The following is a 15,669-nucleotide window of genomic DNA, read 5'->3' on the forward strand; positions in this document are numbered from 1 at the left end:
CATTTTCAGCCATAGCTCCCCGGGCGAAGCAGACCGTCTTCTGAGCCAGTTCCTGTCGATCACACCGCATCCTGAGAGGGCAAACCATGGTCATGGCGAAGAACACGATCTGCATCTGGTATGACAAGGAAGCCGAGGCCGCGGCGCGCTTTTACGCCGCCAACTTTCCCGACAGCCACGTCGGCGCCATCCAGCATGCGCCGAGCGACTTCCCATCGGGCCAGGCGGGCGATGTGCTCACAGTGGAGTTCACGGTCTGCGGTATCCCTTGCCTCGGATTGAACGGAGGCTCGGCCTTCCGGCACGGTGAGGCATTCTCGTTTCAGATCGCTACCGACGATCAGGAGGAGACCGACAGATACTGGAATGCGATCGTCGGCAATTGCGGGGAGGAGAACGCTTGCGGTTGGTGCCGCGACCGCTGGGGCATCTCCTGGCAGATCACGCCGCGCGTGCTAACCGAGACCTTGGCCGCAGGTGGCAAGGAAGCAAAGCGCGCCTTCGAGGCGATGATGGAAATGGGCAAGATTGATATCGCCCGGATCGAGGCCGCACGACGAGGTTGACCCATCCCCGAAGGCAACCCACAGACCAAACTGCATGTGCGAAACCGAAGGATGCGACAACGGAAAACGGACTTTCGCCGCACTAGGGACCGACGTCAGCAATGCGCAGGAAGCGGCCGGTCACTACGCCGCTCTGGTCGACGGCATGGCGCAGTCAGGTGCTGTTATTTGCGGTCCCACTAAAGGGAAGAAAGCACGCCACTCAGTCCAGATACCTTCCTGTGGATTATTTTCAAGGTAACATCAGATCGCGCACTTCTTCGGTATAGTGCTAGCTCCCCGACCGTTTCCGGCACTGCATCGCCAATGCGTAGAAACTGTGTTCTTGCGCTCTTGAAGCCATCCTCAGCTTCTTGGCTGTCGTGCGCAACGAAATTTCGCAATCTCTGCAAGTCCCTCAAGTCCGAGTGCAAAGGGGCGAGCATGTTTCCGATTGGAAACCCCTCATGAAAGACCAAGTCAGCAATTTTTCGAACAGATACGACGTTTCCCCAGTCTAGAAATTTGTTCCCGGATTTAAGAATGGCTTCTGCAGTTTCCCAGTCTGGGCAAGTTAGCTTGGAAATTACTTGGGCTCCTTGCAATGTCTCGCTTGCTACACAGTAGTGCAGAAATGCAGACCGAACCAATCTTTCGTAAACCCGATAGAGGCGAAAAGTCACAGCTTCTGCAAGAAATCTATGCTGTTCGGTTTGTTCAGCGCTGTTTACAGCCGCCAAGCCGTCAATAAAAGTCAGAAGTAGATCACAATGCGTATCGAAATCTCTAATTTCATCTTCAATTGTCAAAGTGCGCCTCTAGAACCGAGAGTATATAAGCGGAGCGCGCAACTCTTGCCTGTGCATCCGTTGTTGCTAAGGTTGATGCCCGAATGAATGACTTCAGATGCTCGGGCGCCATGGCGCGGTTGGCTTGCGGTGAGTAGGAAGCGTAGTCTGCGCTAATTCCATTCAGAACGGACTTTAACTTTTGAGTTTCGTCCAGAATATTCTCACCAAGCGGCGTCGCTGGCAGGCCTTGGATGTCGTGTTGAAGGTGTCCGAAGGAAGTCACAAGAGAGAAATACATATGCTTACTCGACCAAGCTGATGCCTCCAGCTCGTCATCTGCATACACATTTGCGACTGCATGGATGGCATTCCGAAGGCGCGCACGCGCTTCAGGAATTTCGCCTTCTTCGTCTTCAAAGCGCTTGTAAGTGGTCTCAATGGCCTTTGACGACTGCATTTGTACCAAGAAGCAGCCAAGCAAATCGGACGCGAGTTCTGCCTCCGCCATCCTGTTGATGGATGTTTTGGATAGGATGCCGGATGAAAGCCAGTGATCTAGGTTCTCATACCCAATTTCGTAAGCCGCAGATTTGAAGAATCCACTATATGAAGCATTCCTCATCTCTTGACCGTTCAGTTTTACGGTGTACCTGTTGATTCTCGCAAAAATGTCGAGAAGCTCTTCCAGAGGAGCGGAGTTGAGCACGTCGCAGCCGACTTCATACTGCATGAAGTCGTCCCGCATTTCTTCCGGGAGTTGAGAAAAGGTTAGTCCTGCAAAATCTCTATTGTGAGCTCTAGAAATCTTTATCCCATCGTTGATGAAGTCGAAGATAGCGCGGAGCCTTTGCTGCCCGTCAACCACAACCCGGAGAAGCTTACCATCCTTATATTCTTGCATCAGAATGATCTTCGGAAAGGGCTTCCCTCTAATGATCGTGTCGGCCAAGAATGCCTTGGCAGATGATGACCAAACTGACCGACGTTGGAAATCGGGAGAAAGGTCCAACTTGCCATCCAGATACCACTCGTTGAAGTCTGAGATGGAGTATGCACGAACGTCAAAGGCTTTCACGTGTCACCCTTTTTCTATCATTTGGTTGTAGACAATGCTTTGAGCGAACGCGACCGAGGTAAAGAAAGGCCGTACCCGCTCATGTGTTGCATTTGTCTATCATGCTTTTACCAGATCGCCAGCCTCAGACTATCCAAAGTACAATATGTGCTACTGAGCCGGAGCGGCCGTCGGACCGCTGCCAGCAGAATCGCAGAGATATTTAACCCGAGCACTGCACGCTGCACGCAGCATGGAGGTCCGCTTCGGGCTGTTCCGGTCCCTTGCTGCACATAGCACGAACGGCCGATCCAGGTCGTAGGTGCAACTTCTTGCTGCCGAACTAGGCGTGTTCGATCGAATGTAGGCAGATATGTGGATCTAAGTGCTGTCAATCGGGTGCGAACACTCGTGGAAGGCGTTCGATGGCGGGTTTGAGGATGCTGATAGGCAACGTATCCCCATAGCGCTCCTCGGTCTCGTCTCGTCCCGCATGCCCGACGATGTCTTTTTCGTACCCTGCCTTGAGCTCAGGATCCCGCTTGAGCTGGTTGACCACATAGTGGCGAAGAGAGTGGAAAACCTGTTCGGGCGAATTGTCGTTGTCATCGTTCCCTAGCTGTTGCGTCACGATCATTCTCCAGTTCCGGTCGAGCCGATCACCATAGGTGCCTTTGGCATGCTTCGGCTGCATATCGGGGAATAGCTCTGCAATTTTTGACTTTTTCTGGGCGTTCAGGTGCTCGATCAAGCCAAGCTCAATGAGGTGACTGTGAACCGGTACCTTGCGGATCGAGGCCTCGTTCTTGAGACGCCGGAGGTTCGAAAAGCGGATATCGAAGAACCAGAGGCCATTCTCGTCCTGACGGAGATCCTCGATCGCGAGGCCCGCGATCTCCGCACGACGGGCGCCGGTATATGCGGCAATAAGGGGAACCCAGAACAGGCCGTCCTTGATGATTTTCTCGCCAGGGCGCAGGCGGCGGGTGAGTCCGTGGCAGCCCGTCCAGACGGGATGCTCGAAGACCTTGCGGACTTCACTAATACTAAACGGCTTCCGGTCGTCCCGGGCTCGACGGTGGGACCGCACGCGCAGCTTGTCGAGCTTGATGGTTGAGCTGACAGGAATGCCGTCGCTTTCCGCTCTATCGAGCAACTGTTTCAGCAAGCCAAGATTTCGGTTGATGGTTGCCGCGCTCAAACCTCTTTTCTCGGTAGGCAAGTGCGCTGCAGCCTCAATGATCTGTGGCACCGTGAGGTCACGATCCTTCGGACTTTTTCCCCAGCTTTTGGGAAGCTTGTGGTGGGAATCCCTGAAGCGCGCGCAATGCCTATGGTTCAGGTTTTGGACATCGCTGATCCCTGTGACCTGCTGCAGGATCCTGGCCGCGGTCATGATCTGCGTTTGAAACTTCTCGTCGACGCCGTCACGACTTTTGTCGTCGACCAAACGAGCACAGACTGCGTCGATCCGACTATCGTATTCGAGGTCATCGGAAGGCACGTCTTCCTTGGTTTCCGTGATCGTCAATGCAATGTCCGAGTGTTCAGACGTGCACGCCTCGTTACCTGCTGCGGGCTGGACTGGTAACGGGTTGGTACCGCGATCCATCGCAGGATCCGCACTAGGAGGGGCATAGGTCGCAGTCATGGTCTCCCTCCTGATTTCAGCAGCGAGGATGATCTCGGGGCTGATGTCGTCGGAAGCGTTCGCGGCTGCGCTTTCGAGGTAAGCCGCAGCGCGCCCCTTTAAAATGACCTGGCGGGCGGTGATCAGGTCGAGGGCTGACAGGTTCCGTCGGCCAATGGCCTTGGAGGTCTTCCGACCGATTAGGCCCACCCATGACTGAGAAAAGTACGCGTCCCGCAAAACGTCCATATGGGCGACGACGGAGTTGCATTCCTCCGCGCTCAGTCCCTCTTCCGCAAGCGACTGCCGGTCCTGTTCGCTGAGGCGCGCCGACTGGCCGCGGGTCGCCATCAGCCTATGCGCATGGCCTGATACGAGATCGGCCCGCCGTTCCGCCTCGACCGCGTTCGGCGCGCCATCTGCGAGAGCGAGAAGCTCATGCTTTGCAATCTGAGCCTGCGCGTCGCGCAGGCTATGCTCCAGCAGACGCCGGGCCTCTTCAGGGGAAAGATTTTCGTGTTCCATGGCCCAAAATACAGCTTCGCTCTGCGCTGTCACAATAGCGGCGAGACGCCTGGCGGCCGGTAATCCACAGGTTTGTAAGCTCAACTGCATTACGGCAGGCGCTCCACGCCTGACTAGCATGCGAGGCAGTCGACGGCGCCACGTATAGACGGCGCCTCTTCGGAAGACATGGTTCATTGCGGTCATGCCGCCCTCCATCGAGAGCAGGCCGTCCGAGATCCCCGTCATCCAGTGCTGCACCGTGGTGTGACAGCTCTGTGTGACATGCCCCAGTCACGTTTCGGGGCATCAACAATATCAATGACTTGGAGAAAACCTGGCTGGGGTGGTAGGATTCGAACCTACGATACACGGTACCAAAAACCGATGCCTTACCACTTGGCTACACCCCAGCAGGTGTGGCGCTGTCTAACCTTGTCACTCGGGGGGTTCAAGATCTGAATTCAAGGTTTTTTCATCTTCCGCAAGGGCAATTGGGCCAAATTTTCGGGGCAGGCGGGCCGGGCGCGAGGCCGGCCCGCCGCGGGAGAAGATCAGACGCGGATCGGGTCGGCCTTGGCGAGGCGATCGAAGCCTATCAGCGTCTCGACAAGCTTTGGCATCTGCGACAGGGGCACCATGTTGGGGCCGTCCGAGGGGGCGGTGTCGGGGGTCTCGTGCGTCTCGATAAACACCGCCGCGATGCCCAGGCTGACGGCGGCGCGTGCCATCACGGGGGCGAATTCGCGCTGGCCACCCGACGCACCGCCCAGGCCGCCGGGCTGCTGCACCGAGTGGGTCGCGTCCATCACCACCGGGTAGCCCGTCTTCATCATCGTCGGCAATGAGCGCATGTCTGCCACCAGCGTGTTGTAGCCGAAGGAGACGCCGCGCTCGGTGAGCAGGATGCGGTGGTTGCCGGTCGAGGCCACCTTTTCGGCGACGTTGGCCATGTCCCACGGGGCGAGGAACTGGCCCTTCTTGACGTTGATCACGGCCCCCGTCTCGCCCGCGGCCAGAAGCAGGTCGGTCTGGCGACACAGGAAGGCCGGGATCTGCAGGATGTCGGCTACCTCGGCCACGGGCGCACAGTGGTCCGCCCCGTGGATGTCGGTGAGGACCGGGCAGCCGATGGCGCGCTTCACGTCCTCGAGCACGCGAAGCCCGGCTTCCATCCCGAGGCCGCGCTTGCCCGAGAGCGAGGTGCGGTTGGCCTTGTCGTAGCTGCCCTTGAACACGAATTGCGCGCCATGGGCCGCGCAGGCCTCGGCCATCCGGCCCGCGATCATCTGCGCGTGGTCCGAGGATTCGAGCTGGCAGGGCCCGGCGATCAGGGTGAGAGGGCGGTCGTTGCCGACCGTGAGTGAGCCGATGGAGACGTCGATCATGGGGCAGGGGCCTTTCGGGGTGCTGACAGGCCCCGGTCTAGCCTGCGCGGCGGGCGGCGTCACGCGCCGCCCGCGCCTCAGCTTGAAACCTGCTCGCGCAGGATCGAGACGGTGATCGACAGCATCAGGTAGATGCCCGCGAAGATTAGGAAGGCCAGCGCCGTGTTCTCAAGCGCCTTGGGATAGGTGGCCTCGTCGGGGGCCACCGGTTCCACACCGAGCGAGAGATAGCGCACCTGCCGGTTGGCCTCGATCTGCGCCGCCTCCATCTGCTGCAGCGCCTGCTGCACCAGAAGCGTCTGAAAGCCGTAATCCTCTTCGGCGAGGCGCAGTTCGGTGTTGCGCGCGGCGAGCGACGAGCCCGCCTCCGAGGCCTCGGTCATCTCGCGTCGCAGATCCGAAATCAGCGCTTCGATGCCGGTGATCTGGCTTCGGATCGAGTTCACCTGCGCCTCGTTGGGGCGGCGCACCGCGAGCCGGGTCTGCAGTTCGAGCTGGAGCTGCTGGCGCTGGCTTTCGAGCGCCGAGATCTGGCTGGTGCGCGCCGCCGTCTCGCCCACCGGGTCGATCTGCTGCACCTCCTGCTGGATGCGCAGCCAATTGGCGAGCGCCTCGGCCCGGCGCGTTTCGGCCGCCTCGTAGCTGTCGCGCGCACCTTGCATCTGGTCGTTGCGCAACCGCGCGGTGAGTTGGTCGACCTGGTCCTCGGCATAGCTCAGAAGCGCCTCGGAAAACCGCTGCGAGGTCGCGGGGTCGGGGGCGATGACCTCCATCTTCACGATTCCCTCGGTCGGATCATAGGAGATCTTCACATGGTCTTGATAGATCGCGTAGGCCGCCTCGTTGGTCGCGGGTTCGGCCAGCCGCTGCAGCGGGTCGATCGCCGGGTCCGAGAACACCGCCTTGAATCCCTCCTCCTCGTCGAGCCGGACCATGGCGGCGCGCGAAGTGAGGTAGGATTGCACCGTGATGCTGTCCTGCTGGGTCGCCATCGAGGTGCCTTGAAACAGCCCGCCCAATCCCGCGCCGCTCTGCGGTTCGGCCTGCTGGATCACGAATTCCGACCGGGTGGCGTACATCGGCGTCGCCACGGCGAAGAAATAGTAGCCCGCCAGCACCGTGGGCAGCACCACGAACAGCATCAGGCGCAGCCCGAGCAGCGCCATCCGGCGACGGCGGCGGCGGGCGAGGTCGCGCTGGATGGTGCGGATCTCGGAGCCGCGCCGCTCGGCCGGGTCGATCTTCTCGGTCGAGGGCAGTTTCCGGTCGCCATCGAACACGGTCGAGGGCAGCTGCACGCGCGGCTCGGGCGCGACGAGTTGCCGCTCTTCTTCCTCCTGCGCGGGCACCACGAGTTCGATGATGTTCGAGCGCTGGAATGGATCGATGTCGAGCGCGCGCAGCTGGCGCACCGCGTCGAAATCCGACGCCACCTCAAGCCCATGCTTCTGCGCCACGCGGCGCGCCATGCGCAGCTGCCGCCCGGTCAGCCCCTCGCGGCGGATGCGGTCGATCTCCTGCGTGCCGGCGGGGGCGTCCTGCGCGCCTTGCGCGGTTGGCGGCGGTGCGGGATAGGGCCGGGCCTCGGGCGGGGCGTTCGAGGCGTCGCGGGCGACGGCCTCTCCTTCGGCGAGGCTGTCGGGCTCGGTTGCGTCGGGACGCGGTAGGCGCTGCTGCGTCACGCGCATCGACATGGCGGCGTCGGCGGATCGCGGTTCGCGCGGGGCGGCCTCGGGAATGGCCTCGGCCTGCGCCGGATCGGGCAGGCGTGGTGCAAGCGGGGCCTTGGGGCGCAGCCGGTAGCGGGTCACTTTAGGAGTGATAGTCATAAAGCTCCCGCGCCTCCTCAAGGCTGTCGAACATATGCAGCTTGCCATGCCGCAGCACCGCCGCCTGCCGGGCGAACCGCTCCAGCGTCTGCGGCTGGTGCGAGACGATGATCACCGTCGTGGTCTCGAGCCGCTCGCGCAGGATCTCGCCCGCCTTTCGGTTGAATTCCGCATCCGTGGTCTGCGGCATGCCTTCGTCGATCAGGTAGATGTCGAAATCAAGCGCCAGCATCAACGAGAAGGTGAAGCGCGCCCGCATGCCCTGACTATAGGTGCCGACCGCCCGGTCGAAATATTCCTCGATGCTGCAGAGCCAGCGGCAGAAGGCCTCCACGTAGTCGGGATCGAGCCCGTAGAGCCGCGCGATGTAGCGCGCGTTCTCGCGCGCGGTGTGGCGCGGCACGACGCCGCCCATGAAGCCCAGCGGGAACGAGATCCGACAGCCGCGGGCGATCCGGCCCTCGTCGGGCTTTTCCAGCCCGGCCATCATGTTGATCAGTGTCGTCTTGCCGGTGCCGTTGGGTGCGAGGATGCCCAGCGAACGGCCCAGCTCGACCCGGAACGAGGCGCGGTCGAGGATGACCTTGCGCCGCGTGCCGGTCCAGAAGGACTTGCTGACCTGATCGAACTCAAGCATCCGCGCTCCGCCTTGGTTTTCCTCGTTGCGCTCCAACCCCCTGACGCCGGATCGGGTCGGCCCGCTATCCGTTCTAGTCGGGGTTTGTGGCAAAAGGACGCCAGAATCCCTAGCACGGCGGTGGAATGTTTCCCAATCCTGACCTGACGGCGCTTTCGTCCAAGGACCTTCGGCCCGGTTTGCGCGTTGGTGAGGAAAGACAACCTCGGGAAGGACAACATCATGCGCAAGTTCGTCAAGTACTTCGCTCTCTACAAGCTGGGCCGCAAGCTTCTGGGCGGTCGTCGCCGGGGTTGATCCCGGTTGCCGCGTCGAACCCGGAGCAGCAGGGGTCGCCGGTGATGGAAGAGCTTCGCGCCGACCTGTCCGCCTGCCGCCTCTGCGCCGACCGTTTCGCCGCCACCGCGACGCGGCATAGCCCGCGTCCGGTGGTCTGGTTCCGCCCCGGAGCCCGCTTGCTGATCGCGAGTCAGGCGCCGGGCCTGCGCGTGCACGAGGCGGGCACGCCGTTTTGGGATCGCTCCGGCACTAGGCTGCGCGATTGGCTCGGCCTCGACGAAAAAACGTTCTACGACCGGTCTCGGGTTGCCATCGTACCGATGGCCTTCTGCTTTCCCGGCTACGACGCCAAAGGCTCCGACCTGCCGCCGCCCCCCGTCTGCGCGCGGGTCTGGCGCGACCGTGTGCTGTCGCAGCTGAGCGACATCCGTCTCACGGTGCTGATTGGCGGGGCGGCGATGAACTGGCATCTGGGGCGCGGTCCCGGCGTTACCGAACGGGTGCGTGCTTGGCGGGACCATGCGCCCGACGTGTTTCCCTTGCCTCACCCCTCGTGGCGCAATACCGCATGGCTCAAACGCAACCCGTGGTTCGGCGAGGAGGTGCTTCCCGCCCTGAAGGCCCGCGTGCGCGAGGTGATGGAGGACTAGCCCATGGAAACCGGTCTCGACGTGGCCTCGGCGGCCATGGACGCTGCCCCCGATGACGACGCGGCGCGGCTGCGCTATTACGGGCGCCTCGCGGATGCCGAGTTGTACCTGCTGCTCGCCGATGAGGCCGATGACGAGAACGTCACCCCCGAGACCATCGAAGAGGCGGGCCAGAGCTACGCCGTGGCCTTCGACCGCGAAGAGCGGCTGTCGGAATATGCCGGTGCCGCCGCTTTCCACGCCGCCGTGCCGGGCCGGGCGCTGGCGCAAATCCTCGGCGCGCAGGGCCTGGGCCTCGCGCTCAACCCGCGCATCGCGCCTTCGGCGCGGCTGCTGCCGCCCGAGGCGCTGACCTGGCTGGCCGAAACGCTGACCCATGCGCCGCAGGAGGCCGCCGACCGCCCCGTCGCGGTAAACCCGCCCAAGGACTTCCCCGAGAAGCTGCTTGCCGCCCTCGACGAAAAGCTGGCCTCCGCGCGCGGTCTTGCCCGCGAGGCATGGCTGGTTCGGGTCGAATACGCCGATGGGCGCGAGGCGCCGCTTCTGGCCTTTCTCGACCCCGCCCCGGTGGCCGAGCGCGGTCTGGCTGTCGCGGTGGGCGAGGCGCTGACCTTTTCGGGGTTGGAAGAGGGCGCGCTCGACGTGACCTTCCTCGCCTCGGACAGCGAGACCGCGCGCCGCATCGCCCGCATCGGCCTGCGCCTCAAACTGCCGCAGCCGCATGTGCGCCCGGCCCCAAGGCCCCCGGCATGGACCCCGGCAAACCGCCGCGTCTGCACTGACGGCCACTTCACTCCCGAAATACACGAAACGACCGGCGCGCCACGCGGGCCCGGTCTCAATACCCGCGCGCCCGGTCCACGAGATGCAAAAGTGGCTCGCCCGCCTCCGACCGCTGAATGTTCTCGGCGATCACCCGCGCCGCCGTGGCGGGCCGCGTGGCCGAGGCGACATGCGGCGTCACGGTGACGCGCGCATGGGCCCAATAGGGGTGATCGCGGGGCAGCGGCTCGGTCCGGAACACGTCGAGCGTGGCATGACCGATCCGGCCCGCATCGAGCGCCGAGAGTAGCGCGTCATCATCGATCAGCGCCCCGCGACCCGGATTGATGAGCGCCGCCCCCCGGGCGGGCAGGGCGAGACGGTCGGCGTCGAGCAGGTTCTCGGTCCGTGGCGTCAGCGGCAGCAGTGCCACGACGATCTGTGCCCCGCGCAGCGCCTTGGCCAGCCCCTCCTCTCCCGAGAGGCAGCGGATGCCGTTGATCGCCTTGGCCGTTCGGCTCCACCCGGTCACCGGGAACCCCAGACCCGCCAGCGCCTCTGCACAGGCCCGTCCCAGCGCGCCGAGGCCGAGCAGGGTGACGGGCCGGTCGGCGGCGAGCGGCGGCGGCGCGGGGTGCCAGCGCCGCGCCGGGTTCGTCACATGCGCGTCCAGCCCGAGGTGATGGCGCAGCACGTGACCGGTCACGTATTCGACCATGCCACGCTCCAGCCCGGCATCGACCATCCGCGTCAGCGGCTGGGTCAGCGTCGCGTTGCCGACGATACGTTCCACCCCGGCCCAGAGGCTGAGCACGGCGCGCGTGCGGGTATAGGGGCCGAAGTCGCGCAGTGTGTCGTTCGGCGCATAGATGATGTAATCGACGGTCCCCGGGGCGGCCTCGCGCACCAGATCCGCCGCGATCCCCGCCTCGGACAGGGCGGCGGGCAGCACCTCGCGGTAATCGGCCCAATCCTTCTCGGGCGCGGAGAACAGGATCTTCATCTCACCTCGGCTTGTGAACATGCGCGCTCTGCACCAGCCCGAAGGCCAGCAGCAGCACCAGCATCGCCGAGCCGCCATAGCTCACCAATGGCAGCGGCACGCCGACCACGGGGGCGAGGCCCATCACCATCGACATGTTCACCGCAAAGAACAGGAAGAAGGTCATGGTGATGCCGAGCGTGACCAGAGAGGCGAAGCGGTCGCGGTTGTTCACTGCCGAAACCACGCAGAAAAAGATGATCAGCGCATAGAGAGCCAGCAGCGTCGAGGCCCCGACGAAGCCGAACTCTTCGGCCAGCGTCGTGAAGATGAAGTCGGTGTGCTTCTCGGGAAGGAAGTTGAGCCGCGATTGCGTGCCTTGCATGAAGCCGCGCCCGGTCCAGCCGCCTGATCCCAAAGCGATCTTGGCCTGTGTGATGTGGTAGCCCGCGCCAAGCGGGTCGTTCGACGGATCGAGAAAGGTGTCGATGCGGCGGTACTGGTAATCCTTGAGTAACTGCCAAGTTGTTCCACGTGACACGAAGACCGCATAGATCGCACCCACCCCGGCGGCGATCACGGTCGCGAAATAGGCCCAATGCACCCCGGCGGCGAACATCACCGTGGCACCCCCGATCAGCAAGAGCAGCGCCGTGCCGAGATCGGGCTGCGACAGCGTCAGCAGCGTCGGGATCGAGATGAACACCACCGGCAGCAGCACCCAGAAGATATGCGACACGCGTCTCAGCGGCAGCCAGTCGTAATAGGCCGCCAAAAGCATCACGAGGCTGACCTTCATCAGCTCCGAAGGCTGCAGGCGGATCGGCCCGAGGTCGATCCAGCGTTGCGCGCCCATGCCGACTTCGCCGAACATGTCGACCGCGACCAGCAGCGCCAGCGAGACGCCATAGGCCAGAAGCGCCATGTTGCGCCAGAACCAGATCGGCACCATGGCGACGACGATCATCGCCACCATGCCGACGCCGAAGCGCTTCATCTGCGGCTCCATCCACGGCGTGGCCGAACCGCCCGCCACCGAGTAGAGCATCAGAAAGCCGAAGCCCGAGACGGCGGCGAGCAAAAGCACCACCGGCCAGTTGAGGTAGAGCAGCTTGCGAAAGCCGCTGGGGACGAACTTCGCGTTCGCTTCGAGGTAGCTCATCTCAGGCCCTGTCGGAGGAGGTCATGCCGCGCGCGACATGGTTCTCGATCCGCTTTTGCTGCTCGGCGATCGTGTCGCGCAGGTTCGACGGATACGCCTCGAGCGGCGGCGCCCCGTCATAGAGCGCCTGCAGCGTCACGTCGCGTGCGATCGGGGCCGCGACCGAGGAGCCGCCGCCGCCATGTTCGACCACCACCGACACCGCGAAGCGCGGGTTCTCATAGGGGGCGAAGTTGACCCAGAGCGCATGGTCGCGCCGTTCCCATGGGAGGTCGGCGTTCGAGGTGACGCCGCGCGCGCGCTCGTCGGCGGTGATGCGGCGCACCTGACTGGTGCCGGACTTGCCCGCCATCTGCATGCCCTCGGCCACGATCCGCGCGCCGTAACCGGTGCCGCGCGCGGCGTTCGACACGTCGTTCATCGCCGCGCGTACCCGGCGCAGGTAGTTCTCGTTGAGGCCCATGGGCTCGCCCGCACCGGAGGGCTGGACCACGCCGCCGATCGAATGCACGAGGCGCGGCCTCACGTCGCGTCCGGTGGCGAGCCGCGCCGACATCACCGCGAGTTGCAGCGGCGTCGCCAGCACGTAGCCCTGGCCGATCGAGGCGTTGACCGTGTCGCCGATGCGCCAGGCCTCGCCATAGCGGTCGCGCTTCCACTTGGTGTCGGGGGCCACGCCCTCGCTTACCGCCGACATCGGCACGTCGAGCGGCACGCCGACCCCGAGGCGGCGCGCCATCTCGGCGATGCGGTCGATGCCGATCTTCTGGCTGATCTCGTAGTAATAGACGTCGCAGCTCTCCTGCAGGGAGCGGTGCATGTTGACGTTGCCATGGCCGCCGCGCTTCCAGCAGTGGAAGCGCGAGCCGCCGACCTCGGTAAAGCCGGGGCAGTATTCGGTGTCTTCGGGCCCGACGAGCCCCGATTCCAGCGCCGCCATCGCCACCACCATCTTGAAGGTGGAGCCGGGCGGATAGGCGCCCTGCACGGTCTTGGCCGAGAGCGGGCGATATTTGTTCTCGTTGAGCCCGCGCCAGTCCGGCCCCGAGATGCCGCGCACGAAGAGGTTCGGATCGAAGGTCGGCGCCGAGGCCACGGCGCGCAGATCGCCGGTCTCGAGATCGATCACCACGACGGAGGCGCTTTCGCCTTCGAGACGGGCCTCGGTGTAGCTTTGCAGCTTGCTGTCGAGGGTGAGCTGCATGTCGGCGCCCGACTTGCCTTCCTCGCGGTCGAGCTCGCGCATCACCCGGCCGGTGGCGTTGACCTCAATCCGCTTGGTGCCGGCCGAGCCACGCAGCTCCTCCTCGAACTTGGCCTCGACCCCGGTTTTGCCGATCTGGAAGCGCGGGATCTGCATCAGCGGATCGGGGTCCTCCATCTTCGAGAGGTCGTAATCCGAGACCGGGCCGACATAGCCCACCACATGCGCCGTGTCCGAGCCGCGCGGATAATGCCGCGACAGGCCGACCTCGGCGGTGATGCCCGGCAGGGCGGGGGTATTGACCGTGACCTTGGCCACGTCGTCCCACGGCACACGCTCGGCCACGGTGACGGGGACGAAGCCGGGGCGGCGCTTCATCTCGGTCTTGGCGCTTTCGACCGCGCCCTCGGGCAGCGAGATCAGCCGCGCCAGCCGGTCAAGCGTGTCGTCCACGTCGCCCGCATCCTCGCGCGTGATGACGATGCGGTAGTTCTGTTCGTTCACCGCGAGCGGCACGCCGTTGCGGTCGAAAATCAGCCGCGCGAGGGGGGGATCAGCCGCATGTTGATGCGGTTCTCTTCGGCAAGCGTGCGGTAGATCTCGCCTTCTTCGACCTGCATGGAGCGCATCCGCCAGCCCAGCACGCCGACCATGGCCAGCTGCGAGGCGCCGATGACGAGGCTGCGCCGTCCGATGCGGCGGGCGCTTTCGGCGGTTTCCTTGGGCGGGCGTTTCATGCCGAGATCCTCCGGCGGCTGTCGGTCGGGTTGCGCGCGACGCCCAGAAGCCAGCGCGCGGCGAAAGCGACGATCGGATAGGCCAGCGCGGTCGCGAGAGCCTGGCTCGCCACCAGCGCGGCGGGCGGGGTCGGGATCACGGCGATCAGCATCACCGCCTGCGCGGCCGCGAGGATGCCCGCCACCGCGAGACTCGCCGCGAGCCATTCGGTGGGAAAGCCGCCGGCGCGCAGCCGCAGGTGCCTGCGGCGCAGCATCTCGGTGGCGAACACGGTCAGAGCCGCGACCAGCCCCGGCGGACGCTGGAACAGGAAATCAGCCAGAAGCACGATCCCCGCGACCAGCCAGACCGGCAGCAGGCGCGGCCGCCGCAGCGTCCATAACAGCAGCACCGCCAGCAGCAGGTCCGGCCCCGCCCAACGCGGCGGCAGCGTGTCGAGCGGCAGTAGCCGGGCGATGATGAGCACGAGCGCCAGGGCCGCGACGCCCAGTCGGCCCAGCCAGAGCCTCGTGGGGCGCGGGTTAGCCATCGGGGGTCTCCGCGCCGGCCTCGGGGCCGTCCTGCACCTGCCCGAGGCTTTCGGGGGCAGGGGCGGGCGGACCGAAGACCTCCCGTGGCTCGGGCACGATCAGGCGGCCGGTCTCGTCGAGCGTCTCGGCCTGATGGCTGCGCAGCACCCGCAGGAATTCGAGCCTTTCGTAATCGGCGGCAAGCCGGATGCGCAGACGCCCGTCGGCCCCCATCGTCACCTGACCCACCAGCAGGTCGGCGGGGAACATGCCGCCATCGCCCGACGACACGACCCGGTCGCCGGGGCGCACAAGGTCGGGGTTTTCGAGGAAATCGATCGGCGGATAGACCGTGTTGTCGCCCGCGAGGATCGCGCGCTGTCCCGAGGGCTGGATCGTCACCGGGATGCGCGACGAGGTGTCGGTGAGCAGCAAGACCCGGCTGGTGGCGCGGCCCACGCCCGAGATCCGGCCCACGAGGCCGATCCCGTCCATCGCGGGCCAGCCGTCGAGCACGCCGTCGCGCGCGCCGACATTGAGCAGCACCGATTGCCGGAACGGCGAGCCGCTATCGGCCATCACCACGCCGGTGATGTAGGTCAGCCGCGGGTCGAGCCGCACATTGTTGAGATCGAGAAGCTTGGCGTTCTCCTGCTCGAGCTGCAGCGCCGCCTCGCGCCACGCGCGCATCTGCTGAAGCTCGCGCCGGAGCTGCTGGTTCTGCTCGTGCAGATGCGCGTAGCTCTGGAAATTGGAGGCCATGGTGAAAAGGCCGGTGACCGGGGCCAGCGCCCAGTCGAAGGAGGGCAGCACCCGGTCGATCACCTCGGCGCGCATCCGCTCGACGCGGGGGCTGTCGATGCGCCACACCGCGAACAGCGCGATCAGCGCAAGCATCAGCAGCCCGACCAGCAACCTGCGGATCGGGCGGGCAAAATCCTCGCCGCTGTGTCGTGGTCTCGCCAAGGAGCGCGCACCCCCTCGTGATTTGGCATGTCGCCCCCG

General features: G+C 64.4%; 11 protein-coding genes, 1 tRNA gene and 2 pseudogenes. 3 read left to right on the plus strand and 11 right to left on the minus strand.

Features of this window, described 5'->3' with window-relative positions; genetic code table 11:
- Positions 1-86: 86 nt before the first annotated feature.
- On the plus strand, positions 87-566 hold the full coding sequence (locus MBELCI_RS08220; RefSeq protein WP_021693731.1) for a VOC family protein: 480 nt from the start codon (positions 87-89) through the stop codon (positions 564-566).
- 777 nt (positions 567-1,343) lie between these two features.
- Here MBELCI_RS08220 and MBELCI_RS08225 read toward each other — a convergent pair.
- From MBELCI_RS08225 to MBELCI_RS08250, 6 genes are all read right to left on the minus strand, one after another.
- The gene (locus tag MBELCI_RS08225) at positions 1,344-2,411 is read right to left on the minus strand and encodes a DUF262 domain-containing protein (protein WP_045319875.1); all 1,068 of its coding nucleotides are present in this window, start codon (positions 2,409-2,411) and stop codon (positions 1,344-1,346) included.
- Between the two features lie 370 nt (positions 2,412-2,781).
- On the minus strand, positions 2,782-4,731 hold the full coding sequence (locus MBELCI_RS08230; RefSeq protein ID WP_021693732.1) for a site-specific integrase: 1,950 nt from the start codon (positions 4,729-4,731) through the stop codon (positions 2,782-2,784).
- Positions 4,732-4,862: 131 nt separating this feature from the next.
- A tRNA-Gln gene (locus MBELCI_RS08235) sits at positions 4,863-4,937 on the minus strand.
- Positions 4,938-5,078: 141 nt separating this feature from the next.
- On the minus strand, positions 5,079-5,912 hold the full coding sequence (gene kdsA, locus MBELCI_RS08240; RefSeq protein WP_021693733.1) for a 3-deoxy-8-phosphooctulonate synthase: 834 nt from the start codon (positions 5,910-5,912) through the stop codon (positions 5,079-5,081).
- Positions 5,913-5,989: 77 nt separating this feature from the next.
- Positions 5,990-7,741, minus strand: a complete 1,752-nt coding sequence (locus tag MBELCI_RS08245; RefSeq protein WP_235047595.1) for a KpsE/RkpR family capsule polysaccharide export protein — start codon at positions 7,739-7,741, stop codon at positions 5,990-5,992.
- Positions 7,725-8,378: an ABC transporter ATP-binding protein gene (locus MBELCI_RS08250; RefSeq protein WP_021693735.1), complete on the minus strand. Its 654-nt coding sequence runs from the start codon at positions 8,376-8,378 to the stop codon at positions 7,725-7,727. The genes MBELCI_RS08245 and MBELCI_RS08250 overlap by 17 nt, the downstream gene beginning before the upstream one ends.
- Positions 8,379-8,719: 341 nt before the next feature.
- Here MBELCI_RS08250 and MBELCI_RS08255 point away from each other — a divergent pair, with 341 nt between their 5' ends.
- Complete coding sequence (locus tag MBELCI_RS08255; protein WP_045319877.1) at positions 8,720-9,307, plus strand: uracil-DNA glycosylase family protein; 588 nt, start codon at positions 8,720-8,722, stop codon at positions 9,305-9,307.
- Between the two features lie 36 nt (positions 9,308-9,343).
- A pseudogene (locus MBELCI_RS21555) lies at positions 9,344-9,592 on the plus strand (SseB family protein); the annotation flags it as partial.
- A 553-nt stretch (positions 9,593-10,145) separates the two neighbouring features.
- On the opposite strand, the gene MBELCI_RS08260 reads toward MBELCI_RS21555, so the two are convergent.
- The 5 genes and pseudogenes from MBELCI_RS08260 to mreC all read right to left on the minus strand — a co-directional run bounded on the left by MBELCI_RS08260 (position 10,146) and on the right by mreC (position 15,630).
- On the minus strand, positions 10,146-11,093 hold the full coding sequence (locus MBELCI_RS08260; protein WP_235047596.1) for a 2-hydroxyacid dehydrogenase: 948 nt from the start codon (positions 11,091-11,093) through the stop codon (positions 10,146-10,148).
- Positions 11,074-12,213 carry a rod shape-determining protein RodA gene (rodA, locus tag MBELCI_RS08265; RefSeq protein WP_021693738.1) on the minus strand — a complete coding sequence of 380 codons (1,140 nt, stop codon included), beginning with the start codon at positions 12,211-12,213 and terminating at the stop codon, positions 11,074-11,076. Before rodA ends, MBELCI_RS08260 begins: the two co-directional genes overlap by 20 nt.
- A 1-nt stretch (position 12,214) precedes the next feature.
- Positions 12,215-14,154, minus strand: a pseudogene (mrdA, locus tag MBELCI_RS08270) (penicillin-binding protein 2).
- Positions 14,151-14,684, minus strand: coding sequence for a hypothetical protein (locus MBELCI_RS08275; protein ID WP_045319878.1), 534 nt, complete (start codon positions 14,682-14,684; stop codon positions 14,151-14,153). The pseudogene mrdA and the gene MBELCI_RS08275 overlap by 4 nt, the downstream one beginning before the upstream one ends.
- Positions 14,677-15,630, minus strand: a complete 954-nt coding sequence (mreC, locus tag MBELCI_RS08280; RefSeq protein ID WP_021693742.1) for a rod shape-determining protein MreC — start codon at positions 15,628-15,630, stop codon at positions 14,677-14,679. Before mreC ends, MBELCI_RS08275 begins: the two co-directional genes overlap by 8 nt.
- Positions 15,631-15,669: the final 39 nt, after the last annotated feature.

Source organism: Limimaricola cinnabarinus LL-001 (assembly GCF_000466965.1).
GTDB lineage: Bacteria > Pseudomonadota > Alphaproteobacteria > Rhodobacterales > Rhodobacteraceae > Limimaricola > Limimaricola cinnabarinus.